This is a genomic window from Savagea faecisuis, assembly GCF_042675605.1.
GTDB classification, from domain to species: domain Bacteria; phylum Bacillota; class Bacilli; order Bacillales_A; family Planococcaceae; genus Savagea; species Savagea faecisuis.
This window is the reverse complement of record NZ_JBHTJF010000033.1, coordinates 14,598-31,256: the sequence shown is the minus strand read 5'-3', so window position 1 is coordinate 31,256 and position 16,659 is coordinate 14,598. Positions and strand designations below refer to the sequence as shown.

Genomic DNA, 16,659 nt, shown 5'->3' with positions numbered 1-16,659 from the left:
AACAATCCCCTCTTTCTTTCATTAAAATTAAAAAAGCTTGTCCATTCTATCATGAACAAGCTCTGGAGTGGTATTTTTAGCGTTGTAAACGACGGGCCATTTGTTGAACCGGGTCCCAAACTCCGTTGAACGGAGGCGCATAACTTAAATCTAAATCGAGTAAATCCTCCACCGTTAATTGTGCGTACAATGCAGTTGCGATGACATCGAGTCGTTTGTCCACACCCGCTCCACCGATGATTTGAGCGCCGAGTACGTGACGCGTAAACGTATCATAATAAAGCGTTAACGTCACTTTGTCGCCGCCTGGATAATACCCAGCAATGGAATTCGCAGTTAGCGTAATCGAGTCATAATCCCGATTCGTCGCTTGAAGTGCTCGTTCGTTTAATCCCGTACCGCCAATTGCATAATCGAAAAATTGGAAGATTGACGTGCCGACAATCCCTTTAAAGCGCGCATCTTCTCCACACATCGCAAGACCCGCAACACGTCCTTGTTTGTTCGCGGTCGTTCCGAGTGGGATGTAGTCGTGCTTTCCAGTGAGTCGGTTGAAATGACTGGCGCAGTCCCCTGCCGCATAGACGTCTGGAATCGTCGTCTCCATCTGCTCATTCGTCACGATCGCGCCGTTTCCTAGCGTATGAAGTTGTGGCGATTGTGCAAATGCTGTCGCAGGGCGAACGCCGAGTGCTAATACGACGTAATCTGTCGCATACGCACCGTTTTTTGTCGTCACTTCACGCACGACGTCTTCACCTTCAAATCCAGTCACTTCTTCATTTAATAACACTTCGATGCCACGTTCACGCGCTTTTTGTAAAATCGCTTCTGAAATCGCTTCATCAAAGTTTTTCGCTAAACGGTCCCCGCGTTGAATGAGACGGACCTCTTTTCCAGCGAGCGTTAACGCCTCTGCTACTTCCAGTCCGATATACCCTCCACCGATGACAGTGACATGTTGTTTTTCTTCAATCGCTGCGACGAGCTGTTTCGTCTGTTCAATCGTCTTAAACACTTGAATACCACGTAAATCGCTATTGTGAAGTGACGGAACGAGCGGATGCGCACCTGTCGCAATTAATAGCTTGTCATAACGGACGGTAAAGGCTTCATTCGTTTCGGTATGTGTTCCGTGTACTTCTTTCGCTTCGTAATCGATCGATTCCACGCGATGATTCGTGCGCGCATCGATGCCGTGACGATCTCGAAATGTTTCGGGGGAACGTGCGATGACACGCTCCGCTTTTTCGATGCGACCGTCAATGACATACGGCAAACCACACTGCCCGTAAGAATACACAGTTCCTTGTTCTAACGTCGTCACACGTGCTTCATGATTGTGACGTACAATTTCCATCGCAGCGCTCATTCCCGCTGCATCTCCACCAATGATGACATAATGTGTCAATGTTCTCGACCCCTTTTTAAATTATTGTTGAAAATAAGGATTGTTGCGGAATCCTTTCCATAAATCCGATTGCTCGACATAACTCGCCGCACGGAGTAATAAATGATCATGTCCTTTTAACGCCATTAATTGAACCCCGATCGGCATTCCTTCATCATCTGAAGCGAGCGGTAAAGAAATGGCAGGTTGTCCTGTTAAATTCGCTAATTGTGTGAATGGTGTATACGTTAAGCTCGGTAAAAACATTTCATAAATGGCATCTTGACGCGCTTCATTCGTTGTCGCGCGCAACATTTCTTCTTGTAATTGTGCCATTTTACGCGGGGAATGCGTCAATTCTCCGACAGGGGGCGCCGTATTCGCTGTCGTCGGCGTCATGAAGTATGTATACGTTTCATGAAGTTGAGACATGTTACGTGCCGCTGTATCCCAAGCGTGCAAACTGTCGACATATTCACGTGCCGTAATCGTTTTGCCTGCTTCTGCTAACATCCAACTTTCAATCTCCACATGTTCTAACGTGAGCGGATGATTCATTTGACGTTCAAGATTATGAAATAAGTGAGACATTTCCCCACAGTTCATCGCGTAATAGTGACGCATGAGCTCTTCCCCATCGAAAGGCCAATCTACTTCTTCCACGATATGCCCCTCTTGTTCGATATAGCGTACAACATGTCGTATCGCTTCTTTCGCCGCTTCACTAACCGGTGTTCCGACTGGTGACTCCATCGTATACGCAAATTTCAACTGACGTGTCGGTGCACGGCGCAACGTATGTAAATATCCTTGTTCATAGAGAGGCGTTTGGAATGCAGCTTCTGGTTGAACCGTCTGTAAAATGTCGAGCGCAGCCGCTGCATCGCGAACGGTACGTGTTAAAACGAAATCGATCGCCGCTCCTTGCCAGTTGCGTCCGACAGATGGTCCGACTGGCGTTTTGCCGCGACTTGGTTTCAGTCCGACTAAACCAGTGAAAGAAGCGGGAATGCGAATCGAACCTCCCCCATCACTCGCTCCTGCGATTGGGACGATTCCGCTCGCGACCGCTGTCGCTGCTCCCCCGCTTGAACCGCCAGATGAGCGGCTATGACACCACGGATTACGTGTCGGGCCGTGTAGGCGTGGTTCGGTAATATTTTTCAATGCGAATTCAGGTGTGTTCGTAAATCCCGTAAACACAAATCCTGCTTCTCGTAATGTTTTCGTATAGTTCGCTTCTTCCGGCGCCACATAATCTTTAAAAAGAGTAGATCCTGACGTAATGCGCGCTCCTTTCAACGATTGTGAAATATCTTTCAGTAAAAAGGGTACCCCGCTTAACGGACTTTTCCCTTCTACTCGTTTCGCTTCTTGTAATGCTTCGTCGTGACGATTATGGACAACAGCATTCAATGCTCCGTTCACTTTCTTTTCTTGTGTAATGCTCGCTTCTACAAGTTCCGAAGCAGAGACTTCTTTCGCTCGAACGAGTGCAGCTAATTCGACTCCATCATATTGAATATATTCTCGACGTTTCAATTCGATCATCCCCTTTTTCATGTGGCATTAACGTTTAGAAAAATCACTTCATTCATTTTATCATATTTTATCAAATTTATTCTTTTCTCTATACTTTCTGTCATTTTCAACATATTTCATAAAAAAAACATAGACTCCTTCGCAAAGAAGTCTATGTGTAATATCTAAGAACAGCGGTAGCCGCCCATTTCATTAATAAATTTTTTCACACTCGGTGCCCAGTGACGATTCAAGTTCGATGGATCGTTTGCCGCTCCAATGGGCGCATATACAGCTCCGAGTTGTTCGATCGTTTTCAATCCGCCTTTATTCATCAATCGAGAAATCGTGCGCGCCGTTGCGTCGAGTCCTTGTTCAAGGGAATTGTAACGAATTAACGTCGACCAGTTCGTCTTCGGGTTCATCATGCCCCCAGGGTTGTTGTATTCCCGAATCGCTTTGCTCGTCCCATGCCCTGTTTCGTGAATCGTAATCGCTGCGAAAATGACCGGGTCGATATTATGTTTTTCCGCGATGCGAATGATGAGGGGACCTTGCCCGGCTAATTTACCCGATGCATTCAATTTATTGAAAAAGGCATCACCAATCGTATCTCCACACGCAAGCGTAACGTTTTCTGGACGCCCTCCAGAAGTGCTCGGTGTTGTGTTACTTGCGCCTTGCTGTGGATAAATGATAGTTGGTGGTCGTTGACGCTTCACTAATTCCGCCATTTCTTCATCGATTACTTTCAAGCGTGCAATATCCGTTTCATAGCGTTGTGTCACTTTTTGTTGTTCAGATGTTAATGCATCGAACGCTTGTTTTAATTCTGCTACGAGTTCACGCTGACGTTTTTCATGTAATTTCGCAAAATCACGTTGCACTTCTAGTAATTCCTTCGACGATTCTATCGCTTGAAGTGCTTGCTGTTCGACATATTGTTGCTCTTCAATTTGTTCTTTCTCTTCATTCATCGTCGCCATTAAATCACGATCGACTTGCAAAAATAAGTTGACCCCTTCAATACGCTTGAAAAAGTCTAAAATATTCGCTGATCCAAGTAAAATGTCGACGTAGTTTAGTTGTCGGTCATGTTTTTGTAAAGCGATGAGACGTTGATCGGCAATTTTTTTACGTTCATCGTAGAGCGCCTGTATATCATCTAATTCTTCTCGTATATCATCTAATACAGCGAACTGCTCTAACAATTGTGCTTCTGTTTGTTGAATATCAAGTTCAATAGCTTTTCGTTCTTTTTCTAGTTCATTCAGCTTATCTAATTTTTCTTTTAGTTGCTGTTCTTTTTGAGCTACTTTTTGGTCAAGTGCTTTCTTTTCTACTTGAAGTTGAAGTTTGCGTTGTTCGGTTTGACGTTGTTCCAACTGCAATTCTTTAAAAGAAACAGCATGAGCGAGCGGTAATTGCGCACAAATAAAAAAAAGACAAGTGAGCCAAACGATACGAATTCGCATTCTTCTTCCTCTACCTTTCATTCATACTTATGACTAGTATACCATTAAGTGAGCCGTTGAATGATGAAGATTATGAGAAAAATGATGAGCATAAAGGATGAAATACGTAACGATTTTTGCAAATAGCCGTTCATTCGCTTACTATTTTTCGAAATCGGCTGTAATTTTCCTCTTTTTGATTCAATGGCTCCGTATTTACGATCCGTCACTTTTTGTAAACACTCTTCACAAACTGAACGCCATTCAAATTGCTCCGTCACATAATGTTTCAGTGGACCTGTCGTTTCTCGTCCACATTCCGTACATCGTCTCGTATCCATCTAAAATCCCTCCTACACAAAAAATCGGACTGCACCACGCGCAATCCGACTTCTTTCTTACGTATGATTCTATCACGTTACACGAAAAAGTTCATGAGGACGACGGTGATCATGCCGGCGATGACGGTCCAAAGCAAACTTTTCGTCCAGAAGCCGACGATGAAGGCTACGATTGTTCCGACGAGGTGCGCAGGATTCCACGTTTCACCTTCTCCGAGCGGTACGATTTCTTGGACGAGAATCGCTGTTAAAATCGCAAGCGGTATGTACTTCAACCAGTTCATAAACCAATTTGGTAAATCGACTTGACTTAAAATCGTAATCGGCAAAATACGAGGTAATGCCGTAACGATCATACTGCCGATAATTATGATGAGGACGGTTGTGTCGATCGCCATTTTTCTACCCCCATTCCAACGACTGCAGCGAGTGATGCTCCGACCATAACGTTCAAACCGACGGGTACATATGGCGTGCTTCCAATCGTAAAGATAATTGATGCGAGAATGACAAAAATATCCGTGCGCAAGTTCGCTTGCGATGAAATTTGCAAGACGAGTAAACCGATGAACATTCCAGCAAGCGCAAAGTCGAGTCCGAATGTTGATGGATCGGTAATCCATTTCCCTAAAATACCACCGAGTAAGTTCGCGAGCACCCAGTTAGCATACGCCGTAATGTTTAATCCTTGCATCCAGTAGTAGTTAATTTTTCCACCGGAGCGGGTCATTTCGTTTGCGGCGACACCGAATGTTTCGTCCGTTAATAAAAAGCCAGTTCCGACGTTTTGCCACGTCGTATTATTTTTAAATGCTGGCGCGAGCACAGCACTAAGTAAAAAGTGTCTCATATTAATGATGAACACCGTTAAAATAATTGTAAACGTAGGAGCCCCCGCAATGAGTAACCCTGCGACAACGAACTGACCTGCTCCTGCATAAAGCAATAAAGATAATAATAAAATTTCGAAAATGTTAAGCCCTGCCGTATATTCCACAACACCCGCTGCGAAACCGACACTTAAATAACCGAGCACGGTCGGCATACAATCTTTTACCCCGAGCATAAATTGGTCTCGGTTCGTACATGCTTGTGTCAACTCGTTCCCTCCTCATGTATATTTATACTGATATATAACATGTGAATATAATATTATACGTACTCTCATCCGTCAACAAGTGAATAAATATACATAATACTTTCACGATTGGATAAGACTGTTTTTATTATCGTCATAATATATCAGAATATACTGAATTTATGAAGTGGAATCGTGCAGAAACGCTACGAATGAATGATTCGATAACCGAAATAGTTACACATCCATTCATTTATTTCGAGAAAATTGTTATTGTATAAAATAAAAAACTGCTGGAAGATCTAGCCTTCCTACAGTTTTCATTGAACATTAAATCTTTTTCACAAATTGTGTTTTCAGTTCCATTGCGCCGAAACCTGGTACTTTACAGTCAATGTCATGATCGCCTTCTTTAAGACGGATGTCCTTCACTGTTGTTCCTTGTTTGATTGGGTTAGAACTGCCTTTTACTTTTAAATCTTTAATGACCGTTACCGTATCGCCGTCTTGTAAAATATTGCCGAATGCATCTTTGTAAACAGGTCCTGCCTCTTCTTCTGGGGCAGCGTTCGGGTCCCATTCATGCGCACATTCTGGACAAACGATTAAATGACGGTCTTCATAAGTGTATTCACTATTACACTCAGGACAGTTTGGTAAGCTCATGCCATTCACTCCTTTTTTGTTAATCTTGTTCAGTATACTCGGTCTCTTCACTTTTAGCAAAGATGCCTGTTTTATAACAAATAATCATTTCCGGATCGAGATGAATCATTTTTTCCAGTGATTCAGACGCTTCTTTTAAGTCGAGCGCTGTATTCATATCTCCAATCGTAATGTAACTCTTCTCTTTCGCTGCCGCTTCTCCGGCGATGACGATGTTTTCTTCCGGGCAGTAAATGGACGTATGTCCTACCGTCTGACCCGGTGTCGCGATCACTTCCGCCACTGTTTCGACGGGTAGTCGGTTGCCGTCCGCTACGGTGCGGTGGATTTTGACCGGAGGAATGCTTGCGAGTGCGACCATATATTGCGCTGCGGTCTGTTCTTGCAATTCGTCTTCTGCCGCTTCTAATAACTGCTCCGCTTGTTCGACTTTGAACGGCTTTTTGCGTCCGTCAATAAATGGTGCTTCTTCAATCGATGTCATAAATTTCGTGCGCCAATATTTTTTCTTCCATTCTGCCGCCGCTCCGATCGCTTCATCATGGTGATGCGTGAAATAGACGGTGCGGATCGTTTTCGGCTCGATGCCTTCTTGGCGCAGTGCTTCTTCAATGAGCGGGAGTGAACCTGGGTAACCGAGATTGACGAGAATATGTTTCTTCTTTCCTTTAATAACGGTCGGGTATAAAAAATATGGACGATTTTCGTATTCGTATTTTATTTTCAATGGAATGATTGCTGACATAAAAATCCTGCTTTCTTTATTTGAATTCTTCACAATTTGTTCATGTTTTATTCATGTTGCAAGCGTTACGATAGGGGGAGTGTATCGTTTCTTGACATTTCATTTAATAGTCGATACGATATCTATCGATTATGTGTGAAAAAAGATTGAACTAGACGAAAGGAGTCGTAACGTGAGTAAGCAACGTGTAAAAAAAGAACCATCGCTTTTTGCGCAAGTCGTGAAAACGGGAATTATTAAATCGAACCTCATTCCGTTGTTCGCGGGTGCGATGATGGCCCTTTATCGAATGAATGCTCCTTTCAGTGAGTATATTTATGATTTACTTTTTGCGGGAGTCGGCTCGGCTCTCATTATCGGCGCAGCGGGCGCTTTTAACAACTTATATGATGCGGATATTGACGCGATCATGGAGCGGACGAAAAAGAGACCGACTGTGACGGGTGAATTTTCAAATGCGTCCGTTTGGACAATCGGCATTAGCTTCACCCTTATCGGGGCGCTCAGTTTATACTTCGCTTCCCCACTCGCGATGATTCTTGGACTACTTGGACTATTCCTTTATATATTCCCTTATACGATGTGGACGAAGCGTCGTACCATTTGGAATACAGAGGTCGGCGCATTATCAGGTGCGATGCCTCCTTTAATTGGATGGACGGCGATCACAAGTGACTTGAATGACATCGGCTTATGGGCATTGTTCATCGTCATGGTCCTTTGGCAAATGCCACATTTCTATGCGATTGCAGTTCGCAAGCACGACGATTATAAAGCGGCACATGTACCGATGCTTCCTGTAGCGAAAGGGATGGAACGTACATATAAACAGACTCAATTTTACTTAGTTTTACTCGTATTATCAAGTTTTCTTTTCATTCCGATCAGTTATTTCATGACAGGCCTCGCCTTCGTCTTATCGCTCATCTGGTTGTATATGAGTTATACGAGTTATCGCAAAAAAGATGCGTACGGTTGGGCGACGGTGTTATTTTTCTACTCGCTCATTCATTTAACAATTTTATTTACAGCGATCATTATTTATATCGGGATTCAATTCATTTTCTAAATGAAAAATGCTGCACACGACGGTTCGTGTTGCAGCATTTTTATTTTCTTTTTTCCAATTCGTCTACTCGGCGCTCGAGTTGTTCTATCCTTTTTTGCAAAGCGCGATTCGATGTTGTAGCTGGCACTTCTTCCTCTTGTGACGCTTCATGTTCTTTAATGCGTTTCATCATAAATTTATAGACGAAGTAAGCGACGACTAAAGGACCGACGAATAAGACGAATAAACCGACGAGTAACAATGTATTCATCAATCGAACACCTCTTTCAACAAGCATTTTAACGTTCATTTGTGAAGTTTTCAAAAACTTTGTGAATGCAATGTGTGACAATCGAAATGTTTTTCAAGTGATGGAAATGGTGATACAGTGAAGAGATAAAGAAAAATAGCGACCGTCATCGGACGATCGCTATTTCATGAAAGGTGTTTATTGTGAAACGTTGGATTCCTTTTATACTACTCGTTATACTTGTAACGTGGAGTTCTCATCAACCTGGGGGACCGCCCATCGTTGATGAGAGTGAGCCTATCGTTGATTTTGCTTGGCTTCATAACATCCACATTACGTTTTGGGGCGGAGACATTTCGACAGAAACGCGTGGTGTCAATGGCTTGTTGCGCTTTATCGCACGTAAAATGATGCACTTCTTTTATTTTGGTGCGATTGCGCTCACTGCACTGTACGCTGTCCGTCGTTATGCGCTCGCTTTTTTCATCACTGTGCTCGTCGCTTGTTTCGACGAATGGCATCAATCATTCATCCCTGGCCGGGGAGGTATGATCCAAGACGTCGTACTCGACAGCGCAGGTGCTTTCACGATGTTAGTCTTCTTCGCACTCATCCAAAGGTTGCGCAGCAGGACTACATAGGAAGCACGTCATACTGGGGATCATGCTTCGCTTTTCTCGCGAATTGCGTAGGCGTCATCCCCGTTTCGTGTTTAAACTTACGACTGAAGTAAAATTCATCATCGTAGCCGACTTTATGCGAGATATCACGGACACGGTACACATTGCGCGCGAGTAAAAACTTCGCCATCGTAATGCGGCGTTCCGTCACATAAGCCATCGCGGTCATCCCGTAACGTTCTTTAAACAGCTCGTTTAAATGGTTCGGACTCATATAGAAGTGATCGGCCATCTGTTGCAACGTTAAAGCATCCGCAAAGTTTTGGTCGATAAATTCTCGAATGTGTTCCATTTGATGGATGCATTGACGACTGCGACGATCTTTTTGTTGATGAATTAAATAAATAAAATCAAACACTTCTTTTTGGAACAGTAAAGGCTGTCCTTTCGCATACGTCGCTTCAATTTGTCTCAAAGCAGAGCGCAATTTGTCAGGAGTATAGCGAATAATCGGCCAATTGAGAACATCTTCTTCCCCGACGAACTGGAAGGCATACAATGCATAATCCGCTCCTCCGTCATGACGAATCTCCTTCAACTGACTCTCTTTTTCAATCGCATAACATTCCCCTTCTTTAAATTGAATCGAATGCGTCGCAAATTGAACGATGATGGACCCTCGAAAGACGAACAGTAAATGATGATCGTTCGGCGTCCATTTCTTTTTCTTCTCAAAGTACATAATTTCACCTCCTTTATTGATAATGATTCTCACTATCATGAAGTATAACGGACTTTTCTCACTTTTTCAATACGAAAAAACACCCCTTCCTCTCATTTCTGAAAGGATTCGGGGTGTTCATGGATTATTGCACAGTAATCGAATGGATTAAAATCGTTCCTTCATCTGTATCTCCAAAATAAAGACTTAACTTTGTCACATGTTCAAAATCAATATCAACAAATCGTTCTAAAGGAATACGGACTGAACGAATCGGCGTATAGCGAGACCATCGAAGTTCTCCTGCATCATTTTCATGCAATCCTCCTTCTTCAATCTCAATCGCATTCAACTCTTCCGGCAAACGTGCGCGTCCGACATTTCCCGCTTCATCTTCTAACTCTACCGCGAAAGCTTGGTGTAAGTACGATTTGTTTCGCTCACTCGCTGGACCTAAAATAAAGTTTACCGTCAACACTTCGTCTCCTACGATATTACGAAGCAATGGTTCGAAGTCGATGGACGAACTCTTTTTCAGCCAGTCGACTTTCAAAAATGAACGTTCTTGAATCGTACCATTCGGGTGTAATCCGGTTAATAAAGGAATGCTTCCTTCTTGAGATACGAGTGTATCTTTTACGAGTTCTGCTTCTGTTTTTTCATAATGGACATTTTCTAAGTCGACTTTTGCAGGATCGAGTAAAAGACGCGTTCCTTTTAATTCTGCAGTTAATAAAACATCTTGCCCATACATGCGATCTGGTTGCGCTCTCGTTTGTAAACTGCGAATTAAAGACGTTTCAGTACGATTTAAAATACCTAAAAAATAATCCGTCACATACTGTTTGAAAAACTGTTCTTGTTCTTCACGCTTTAATTGATGACGCAATTCAAAATTCGTACCGTATTCTGCGACGTCATTTGTCGTCAGTTTCGTATTGAAATAATGATGGTTCCCTTTTTTCAATAAAGTGATTAACTTTAAAGCGGATTTGCTCGAAAGTTCGTCATACATCGCATATCCGTCATATGTTTTGACGATATTGTCGTATTCGGAAACGATGATCGCTCGGTCCACTTCTTCTGGCCAATTTATTTCTTTCTCGATGAATTGTGGGTTCACTGCGAGAAGAGCATCGACTTTAATTTTATTCGACTGCATGTGTTCCGCTAATTCGAATACATATTGTCCTGTTTCAGTGAAGCCGACGACTCCAATTTTGTCTGGATGGACTTTTTGTGAAAAAGGATTGTTCGCTTCACGAGAACGTGCAATAACGGTTTCAATCGTCGCTTGCATCATTTTACGAACGCGTTCCCCTTCATCTTCATATGTTTTATCTAAAGGAAAGGCCGCATGCAAATCGAGAGATAAACCGACAACATCATTTGCCGCTAAATGCCCGATCACATAATCGTACCCTTCATATAAGTCTTCCGCATGTTCGTATAAATCAGAACGCCCATGCCCCATGAAGACAATCGGGTACAATTTTTTCTCTTCAGGTACGCTATAAGAGCCGCGCATCGGGAAACTGAAACTTTCACCACTTTCTAATTGAACGGTATGTGTTCCGTAATCGAAGGAATGAACCGAAAGAGCATCTGTCCCATCGACATGCATGCCGATTTCATTCGGATCGAGTATAATTTCTGTTCGTACTGTATCTGTTGTACAGCCAGCTACGAGAAGTAGACTCGCTATACAAAGCGTCATTAACCAATGGCGCAAGTTCGTTCACCTCTCTTTTTTACAATAATGAAAGTATACCATCATTTGAATGAAATACTCTACCATATCGAAATACGAAGTGCATAATGTTATAATAATGAAAACAAAATATTTTGACAAAGGAAGGTTGAGTGACATGGCTTTATTTACGATTGAAATCGCAGGGGTGTCTCGACAATTACCTGTCATTTCAGTGAATGACCAATTACAAGTTGCTACATTGAACATTTTAGGAGATCGAGAACTCGTCGAAGCATGTGCACAAGCATTAGTCGAAAAAGTAGCGCGTCCCGACATCATCGTCACTGCTGAAACGAAAGGAATACCACTCGCCGCTGAATTAGCGCGTTTGTACAATATGCCACGTTTCGTCGTCGCACGTAAAGAAAATAAACCGTACATGCAAACAAATCTCCAACGAGAAGCAGACGGACTGACGTATGTGCTCGACGGTAAAGATGCGGAGTTATTAAAAGGCAAACATGTACTCGTCGTTGATGATTTCGTCGGGACGGGGCAAGCGATTCAATTACTCGATCAACTCGTGCGTGACGCAGGTGCTGAAACGACAACGAAAGCGAGCATCGCCGTACAAGGAAGCTCTGTTCAATATGATGATATTACATATATCGTACATATTCCGCTCATTCGTTCTTAAGTCTAAAAAGCTAGGACTACGCGGATAGCTTTAGTTTTAAAAATGAAAATTTCTAATTAAAAAACGTATGAAATCAATGTTTAAAAATTGGATTTCATACGTTTTTTTAATTGCTTTAAACTTTTGTTGATTGTGTTTTTTTATTTTTGTTTCTCCTTAATTTGACGGATAATATATATATCATTTGGCTCGCTCCCTTTAGTCAAATACTTCAAAAAAAAATCACCTTACATTAAATTAAGTAAGGTGATTTTTTCTTATTGAAATGTAATGTGGTCTGGTGACATGTTATCGATGATTGCGAGTGACTCGACACGCACACCTTTGTCACGAATGACTGCTCCACCTTCTTGGAAACCTTTTTCGATGACGATTCCAACACCACCGATTGTCGCGCCCGCTTGCTCAACGATATCCATTAAGCCGAGCATCGCTTGTCCATTCGCTAAAAAGTCGTCGATGAGTAAAACGTGATCGTCCGCTGTGACGAAATCACCGCTCACCGCAATTTCGCTCGATACTTGTTTCGTGAATGAATATACTTTCGAACGGTATAAATTTTCTGTCAATGTTAACGATTGATGTTTGCGCGCGAATACGACAGGCACTTCTAATTTCAACGCTGTCATAACGGCTGGTGCGATTCCTGACGATTCGATCGTCACGACTTTCGTAATGTTCTCTTCGCGGAATAGTCGCGCAAATTCTTTCCCGATCTCAACCATTAACTTCGGGTCGATTTGGTGGTTAAGGAATGTATCAACTTTCAATACTTTCTCGCTTAACACTTTACCTTCTTGCTCAATTTTCTCTTTTAATAATTGCATTAGACGTCTTCTCCTTCTAAACATACAGTTCCCTAATTGTAGCGTGTTTTCGTACGCTTTTCAAATTAAATAATATTCTGAAATTAATTAAATAACAGTTGATTTGTATAAATATACATGATATATTAATAAAACTTCATACTATTACAGATAATCGATAAGGAGAATTTATTATGAAAAAAATATTATTTGCAATGATTGCTTCACTCGCGCTCGTTTTAGCAGCTTGCGGAGGGAACGGAAGCGAAGAAGGTGGCCAAACGGTTAACTCTACGCTCCAAAAAGTTCAGAAAAATAAAAAATTAGTCGTCGGAACGGCGCCAGGATACTTCCCATTTGAAATGAAAAATACAGATGGAGAATTTATCGGATATGATGTCGATTTAGCGAATGCGATGGGAAAATGGTTAGGTGTGGATGTCGAATTTAAACAATTCGTCTTTGACGGTTTAACACCAGCGCTTCAAGCAGGCGAAGTCGACATGATTATCGCAGGTCTTACGATCCGTGGAGACCGTGCATTAGCGGTTAGCTTATCTCAACCTTACTACACAGCAGGTCAAGCGATTTTATTACCAGGGGACGACAATGCGACGAAATCTTGGGAAGACTTAGATGTAAAAGGTAAAAAAGTAGCGGTCGGCGTCGGAACGACAGGTGCTATTTTAGCGCAAGACATTTTCAAAAATGCGGAAGTGATGGTCTTCGATGACTTCCCACTCGCAGCGACAGCGATGGGTCAAGGGCAAGCGGATGCGGTACTTTACGATGAGCCAGCAATCGCTGTTTGGAAAGCTCAACAAGGCGACAATGTGAAAGTATTACCTGAATTATTATCAAAAGAAAAATTAGGAATTGCCGTACAAAAAAATGACTTCGAAACGATTCAATGGATCAATTCATTTTTAGATAGTTATGTCGACAGCCCAGAAGAATTAACTTCTCGTGAAAAATGGTTCGATAATAGCGATTGGTTAAACGAAGTTGACGAAGAATAAGGAGTGAGACATCTATTATGAATTCCTATCAATACGATTGGTCCGTCATTACGAACAATATGGATGTCTTTATCGACGGGGCGCTGAAAACGTTAGAAATTTCAGCGCTCGCATTACTTTTTAGTATTCCTATTGGTATCATCATCGGACTCGGACGCATTTCACGCAATAAATTTTTACAAGTGATCAGCACCATTTATATCGAACTTATGCGCGGAATTCCGCTACTCGTTTTATTAATTTGGATCTTTTTCGTCCTCGGACGATTTTTAAATTTAGGCGCTTATTGGTCAGCGATTATCGGACTCGCCCTCTTCTCTGCAGCCTTCATCGCAGAAATTGTGCGCGCAGGTGTACAAGCTGTACCGAAAGGTCAAATGGAAGCAGCGCGTTCTGCTGGGATGACGCACGTTCAAGCGATGCGCTACGTCGTCTTACCGCAAGCATTCCGAAAAGTGCTTCCACCGCTCGCTTCACAATTTATCATTTTAATTAAAGACTCATCTCTCGTGTCAGTCGTGTCGGCAACAGACTTAACGTTAAATGCGAAAAATCTCGTTGCGACGACATTCCGAGGTCTTGAAATTTGGACATTCGTTGCCCTCATTTACCTCGTCATGACACTCACATTATCACTCGTGATCCGCGCTGTTGAAAAGCGTTGGCTATCACGTGAAAACTAGGAGGAACCCGCATTGATTACAATCGAAAATGTGACGAAAACATTCGGCGATCACACCGTCTTACAAGACATTCAACTACATGTGCCGCAATCGAATGTCATTGCGGTCATCGGGCCGAGTGGTGCTGGGAAATCGACGCTCATTCGCACATTAAACGCACTTGAACCGATCGATTCCGGCCAAATTACGATCAACGGATATGACATTCACAACCCGAAAATTAATATTAACGAAGCGCGCAGTAAAATTGGCTTCGTTTTTCAAAACTTTAATTTATATCCATTTTTAACAGCGCTCGAAAACGTCACACTCGCTCCGATCAAAGTGAAAAAAATGTCACAAGCGGACGCAGAAAAACGTGGAAAAGAACTGTTGGACTCTCTCGGACTCGGCGACAAATACGACGCGTATCCGAATAAATTGTCAGGTGGTCAACAACAACGTGTTGCGATTGCCCGCGCCCTTGCGATGGACCCTGACGTCATGCTGTTCGACGAACCGACGAGCGCACTCGACCCTGAAATGGTAACGGAAGTGCTCGATGCGATTCGAAAACTTGCCGTAGCAGGTATGACGATGGTCGTCGTCACACACGAGATGAACTTCGCGAAAGAAATTTGTGATGAAATCGTCTTTATGGCAGACGGCAAAATTGTCGAAGTCGCACCACCAGAACAGTTTTTCTCGGCACCGAAATCCGAACGTGCACAAGCTTTTTTATCGAAAGTGCTTCACCATTAAAAAACGACTTAAGCTTCGTACGCTTAAGTCGTTTTTCTTCTCCGTTATGCGATTGCTGGGCCGAAATATTCGATGCGAATTTGGTCTTCTGTTACGCCTTGTTGTAACAATGCTTCTTTCATATCGCGCATGAACCCTTCAGGACCGCAAATGTAGTACGTTCCATTATGGACGTAATCACGGAGCACTCGTTCGTCGATGCGTGGAGATTCATCTGTATAAATATAAACGCCTTCTTCCACTACATTCGGTAAAATCGATGCGAACGGTTGCACCGCTTTACTTTTTGACGTATGGATAAAATCGACTTGCCCGCGAGCCGCTTCTGCCATCGCCATCATCGGTGTAATGCCGACACCTGCTGATAATAGTGTAATGCGCTCTGCTTCCTCTAAATAGAAATCTCCCGCAGGTGCCGTTACCTCTAACTCGTCTCCTACTTGAACGTGATCGTGCAAATAGTTCGATACGCGTCCGCCTGGCTCACGTTTCACTGAAATTCGGAACGTTTGACCGTTCGGCGCACATGAAATCGTATATTGACGATTCGCTAAATACTCGTCTCCCGTATGTAAGCGCACCGTAATATATTGTCCCGCTTCATACGTCGGCAACGGAAGCCCATCTTTCGGTTCTAAATAAAACGACGTTACGAGCTCGCTTTCTACTTCTTTTTTCTTCACGATAAATGGTTTGAAATCTTCCCATGCACTCGCTTCATACAGTTGGCGTTCGACATCGATGAAAATATTCGCAATGACGCCGTACGTCTCTTCCCACGCTTGCATAATATCAGGCGTTGCTGCGTCTCCTAACACTTCTTGAATCGCCAACAATAAATACTTTCCGACGATCGGATAATGTTCCGGCTGAACGGTTAAACTGCGATGTTTATGCGCAACAAGCATCACTTGTGGTACGATCGCTTCCAAATTGTCGATATGTTTCGCCGCTTCATACACCATCATCGCAAGCGCTGACTGTTGGCGCCCTTTCGCTTGGTTCGCTTCATTGAAAATGTTCAACAATTCAGGATGCGCTTCAAACATTCTTTTGTAAAAAACCGTCGTGATCGCGACACCGTGCTCTTCTAATACAGGAACTGTCGCTAAAATAATATCTTTCGTCTCTCTCGATAAAGTCATTGAAATGCTCTCCTTTTAAAGATGTATTTTGTATATATGTT

The 16,659-nt window shown here is 42.9% G+C and carries 19 protein-coding genes; 6 read left to right on the top strand and 13 right to left on the bottom strand.

The annotated features are described in order from the left end of the window. Window positions 1–76: 76 nt before the first annotated feature. From ACFQ0V_RS09260 to ACFQ0V_RS09225, 8 genes are all read right to left on the bottom strand, one after another. Window positions 77–1,411: an FAD-dependent oxidoreductase gene (locus tag ACFQ0V_RS09260; RefSeq protein ID WP_381012588.1), complete on the bottom strand. Its 1,335-nt coding sequence runs from the start codon at window positions 1,409–1,411 to the stop codon at window positions 77–79. 21 nt (window positions 1,412–1,432) lie between these two features. After that, window positions 1,433–2,932, bottom strand: a complete 1,500-nt coding sequence (locus tag ACFQ0V_RS09255; protein ID WP_449329115.1) for an amidase family protein — start codon at window positions 2,930–2,932, stop codon at window positions 1,433–1,435. 164 nt (window positions 2,933–3,096) lie between these two features. Further along, a complete protein-coding gene (locus ACFQ0V_RS09250; RefSeq protein ID WP_381012582.1) occupies window positions 3,097–4,386 on the bottom strand; it encodes a murein hydrolase activator EnvC family protein in 1,290 nt (429 codons plus the stop codon). Between the two features lie 44 nt (window positions 4,387–4,430). Beyond that, window positions 4,431–4,706 carry a hypothetical protein gene (locus ACFQ0V_RS09245; RefSeq protein WP_381012579.1) on the bottom strand — a complete coding sequence of 92 codons (276 nt, stop codon included), beginning with the start codon at window positions 4,704–4,706 and terminating at the stop codon, window positions 4,431–4,433. Between the two features lie 77 nt (window positions 4,707–4,783). Next, window positions 4,784–5,104, bottom strand: a complete 321-nt coding sequence (locus ACFQ0V_RS09240) for an AzlD domain-containing protein (RefSeq protein ID WP_381012576.1) — start codon at window positions 5,102–5,104, stop codon at window positions 4,784–4,786. Further along, window positions 5,074–5,805: an AzlC family ABC transporter permease gene (locus tag ACFQ0V_RS09235; RefSeq protein WP_381012574.1), complete on the bottom strand. Its 732-nt coding sequence runs from the start codon at window positions 5,803–5,805 to the stop codon at window positions 5,074–5,076. Before ACFQ0V_RS09235 ends, ACFQ0V_RS09240 begins: the two co-directional genes overlap by 31 nt. A gap of 309 nt (window positions 5,806–6,114) precedes the next feature. Next, entirely contained in the window at window positions 6,115–6,450 is a 336-nt protein-coding gene (locus ACFQ0V_RS09230) for a zinc ribbon domain-containing protein YjdM (RefSeq protein WP_381012571.1), read from the bottom strand. Between the two features lie 19 nt (window positions 6,451–6,469). Further along, a complete protein-coding gene (locus ACFQ0V_RS09225; protein WP_381012568.1) occupies window positions 6,470–7,195 on the bottom strand; it encodes an MBL fold metallo-hydrolase in 726 nt (241 codons plus the stop codon). Window positions 7,196–7,367: 172 nt separating this feature from the next. On the opposite strand from ACFQ0V_RS09225, the gene cyoE reads away from it, so the two are divergent. Beyond that, window positions 7,368–8,264 (top strand): heme o synthase, encoded by an 897-nt coding sequence (gene cyoE / locus ACFQ0V_RS09220; RefSeq protein ID WP_381012565.1) that lies wholly within the window; start codon window positions 7,368–7,370, stop codon window positions 8,262–8,264. 40 nt (window positions 8,265–8,304) lie between these two features. Here cyoE and ACFQ0V_RS09215 read toward each other — a convergent pair whose 3' ends face one another. Further along, the gene (locus ACFQ0V_RS09215; protein ID WP_381012562.1) at window positions 8,305–8,514 is read right to left on the bottom strand and encodes a hypothetical protein; all 210 of its coding nucleotides are present in this window, start codon (window positions 8,512–8,514) and stop codon (window positions 8,305–8,307) included. A 182-nt stretch (window positions 8,515–8,696) separates the two neighbouring features. Between ACFQ0V_RS09215 and ACFQ0V_RS09210 the strand changes: the two genes are divergently transcribed. After that, on the top strand, window positions 8,697–9,134 hold the full coding sequence (locus ACFQ0V_RS09210; RefSeq protein WP_381012559.1) for a VanZ family protein: 438 nt from the start codon (window positions 8,697–8,699) through the stop codon (window positions 9,132–9,134). Here ACFQ0V_RS09210 and ACFQ0V_RS09205 read toward each other — a convergent pair. Further along, the gene (locus ACFQ0V_RS09205; RefSeq protein ID WP_381012556.1) at window positions 9,127–9,855 is read right to left on the bottom strand and encodes a helix-turn-helix transcriptional regulator; all 729 of its coding nucleotides are present in this window, start codon (window positions 9,853–9,855) and stop codon (window positions 9,127–9,129) included. The two genes, ACFQ0V_RS09210 and ACFQ0V_RS09205, sit on opposite strands and share 8 nt — an antisense overlap. 124 nt (window positions 9,856–9,979) lie before the next feature. Continuing rightward, window positions 9,980–11,566 (bottom strand): hypothetical protein, encoded by a 1,587-nt coding sequence (locus ACFQ0V_RS09200; protein ID WP_381012554.1) that lies wholly within the window; start codon window positions 11,564–11,566, stop codon window positions 9,980–9,982. Between the two features lie 136 nt (window positions 11,567–11,702). On the opposite strand from ACFQ0V_RS09200, the gene ACFQ0V_RS09195 reads away from it, so the two are divergent. Further along, entirely contained in the window at window positions 11,703–12,224 is a 522-nt protein-coding gene (locus ACFQ0V_RS09195; RefSeq protein ID WP_381012551.1) for a phosphoribosyltransferase family protein, read from the top strand. A 257-nt stretch (window positions 12,225–12,481) separates the two neighbouring features. On the opposite strand, the gene ACFQ0V_RS09190 is transcribed toward ACFQ0V_RS09195, so the two are convergent. Then, window positions 12,482–13,051 (bottom strand): xanthine phosphoribosyltransferase, encoded by a 570-nt coding sequence (locus ACFQ0V_RS09190; RefSeq protein ID WP_381012549.1) that lies wholly within the window; start codon window positions 13,049–13,051, stop codon window positions 12,482–12,484. Window positions 13,052–13,224: 173 nt separating this feature from the next. Here ACFQ0V_RS09190 and ACFQ0V_RS09185 point away from each other — a divergent pair, with 173 nt between their 5' ends. The 3 genes from ACFQ0V_RS09185 to ACFQ0V_RS09175 are packed head-to-tail and all read left to right on the top strand — an operon-like array spanning window position 13,225 to window position 15,473. Beyond that, window positions 13,225–14,049, top strand: coding sequence for a transporter substrate-binding domain-containing protein (locus ACFQ0V_RS09185; protein WP_381012546.1), 825 nt, complete (start codon window positions 13,225–13,227; stop codon window positions 14,047–14,049). 17 nt (window positions 14,050–14,066) lie between these two features. Continuing rightward, on the top strand, window positions 14,067–14,732 hold the full coding sequence (locus ACFQ0V_RS09180; RefSeq protein WP_381012543.1) for an amino acid ABC transporter permease: 666 nt from the start codon (window positions 14,067–14,069) through the stop codon (window positions 14,730–14,732). A gap of 12 nt (window positions 14,733–14,744) precedes the next feature. Next, window positions 14,745–15,473 (top strand): amino acid ABC transporter ATP-binding protein, encoded by a 729-nt coding sequence (locus ACFQ0V_RS09175; RefSeq protein ID WP_381012541.1) that lies wholly within the window; start codon window positions 14,745–14,747, stop codon window positions 15,471–15,473. A 44-nt stretch (window positions 15,474–15,517) separates the two neighbouring features. Here the strand turns inward: ACFQ0V_RS09175 and hmpA are convergent, their stop codons facing one another. Further along, window positions 15,518–16,618: an NO-inducible flavohemoprotein gene (gene hmpA, locus ACFQ0V_RS09170; RefSeq protein ID WP_381012538.1), complete on the bottom strand. Its 1,101-nt coding sequence runs from the start codon at window positions 16,616–16,618 to the stop codon at window positions 15,518–15,520. Between the last annotated feature and the right edge of the window lie 41 nt (window positions 16,619–16,659).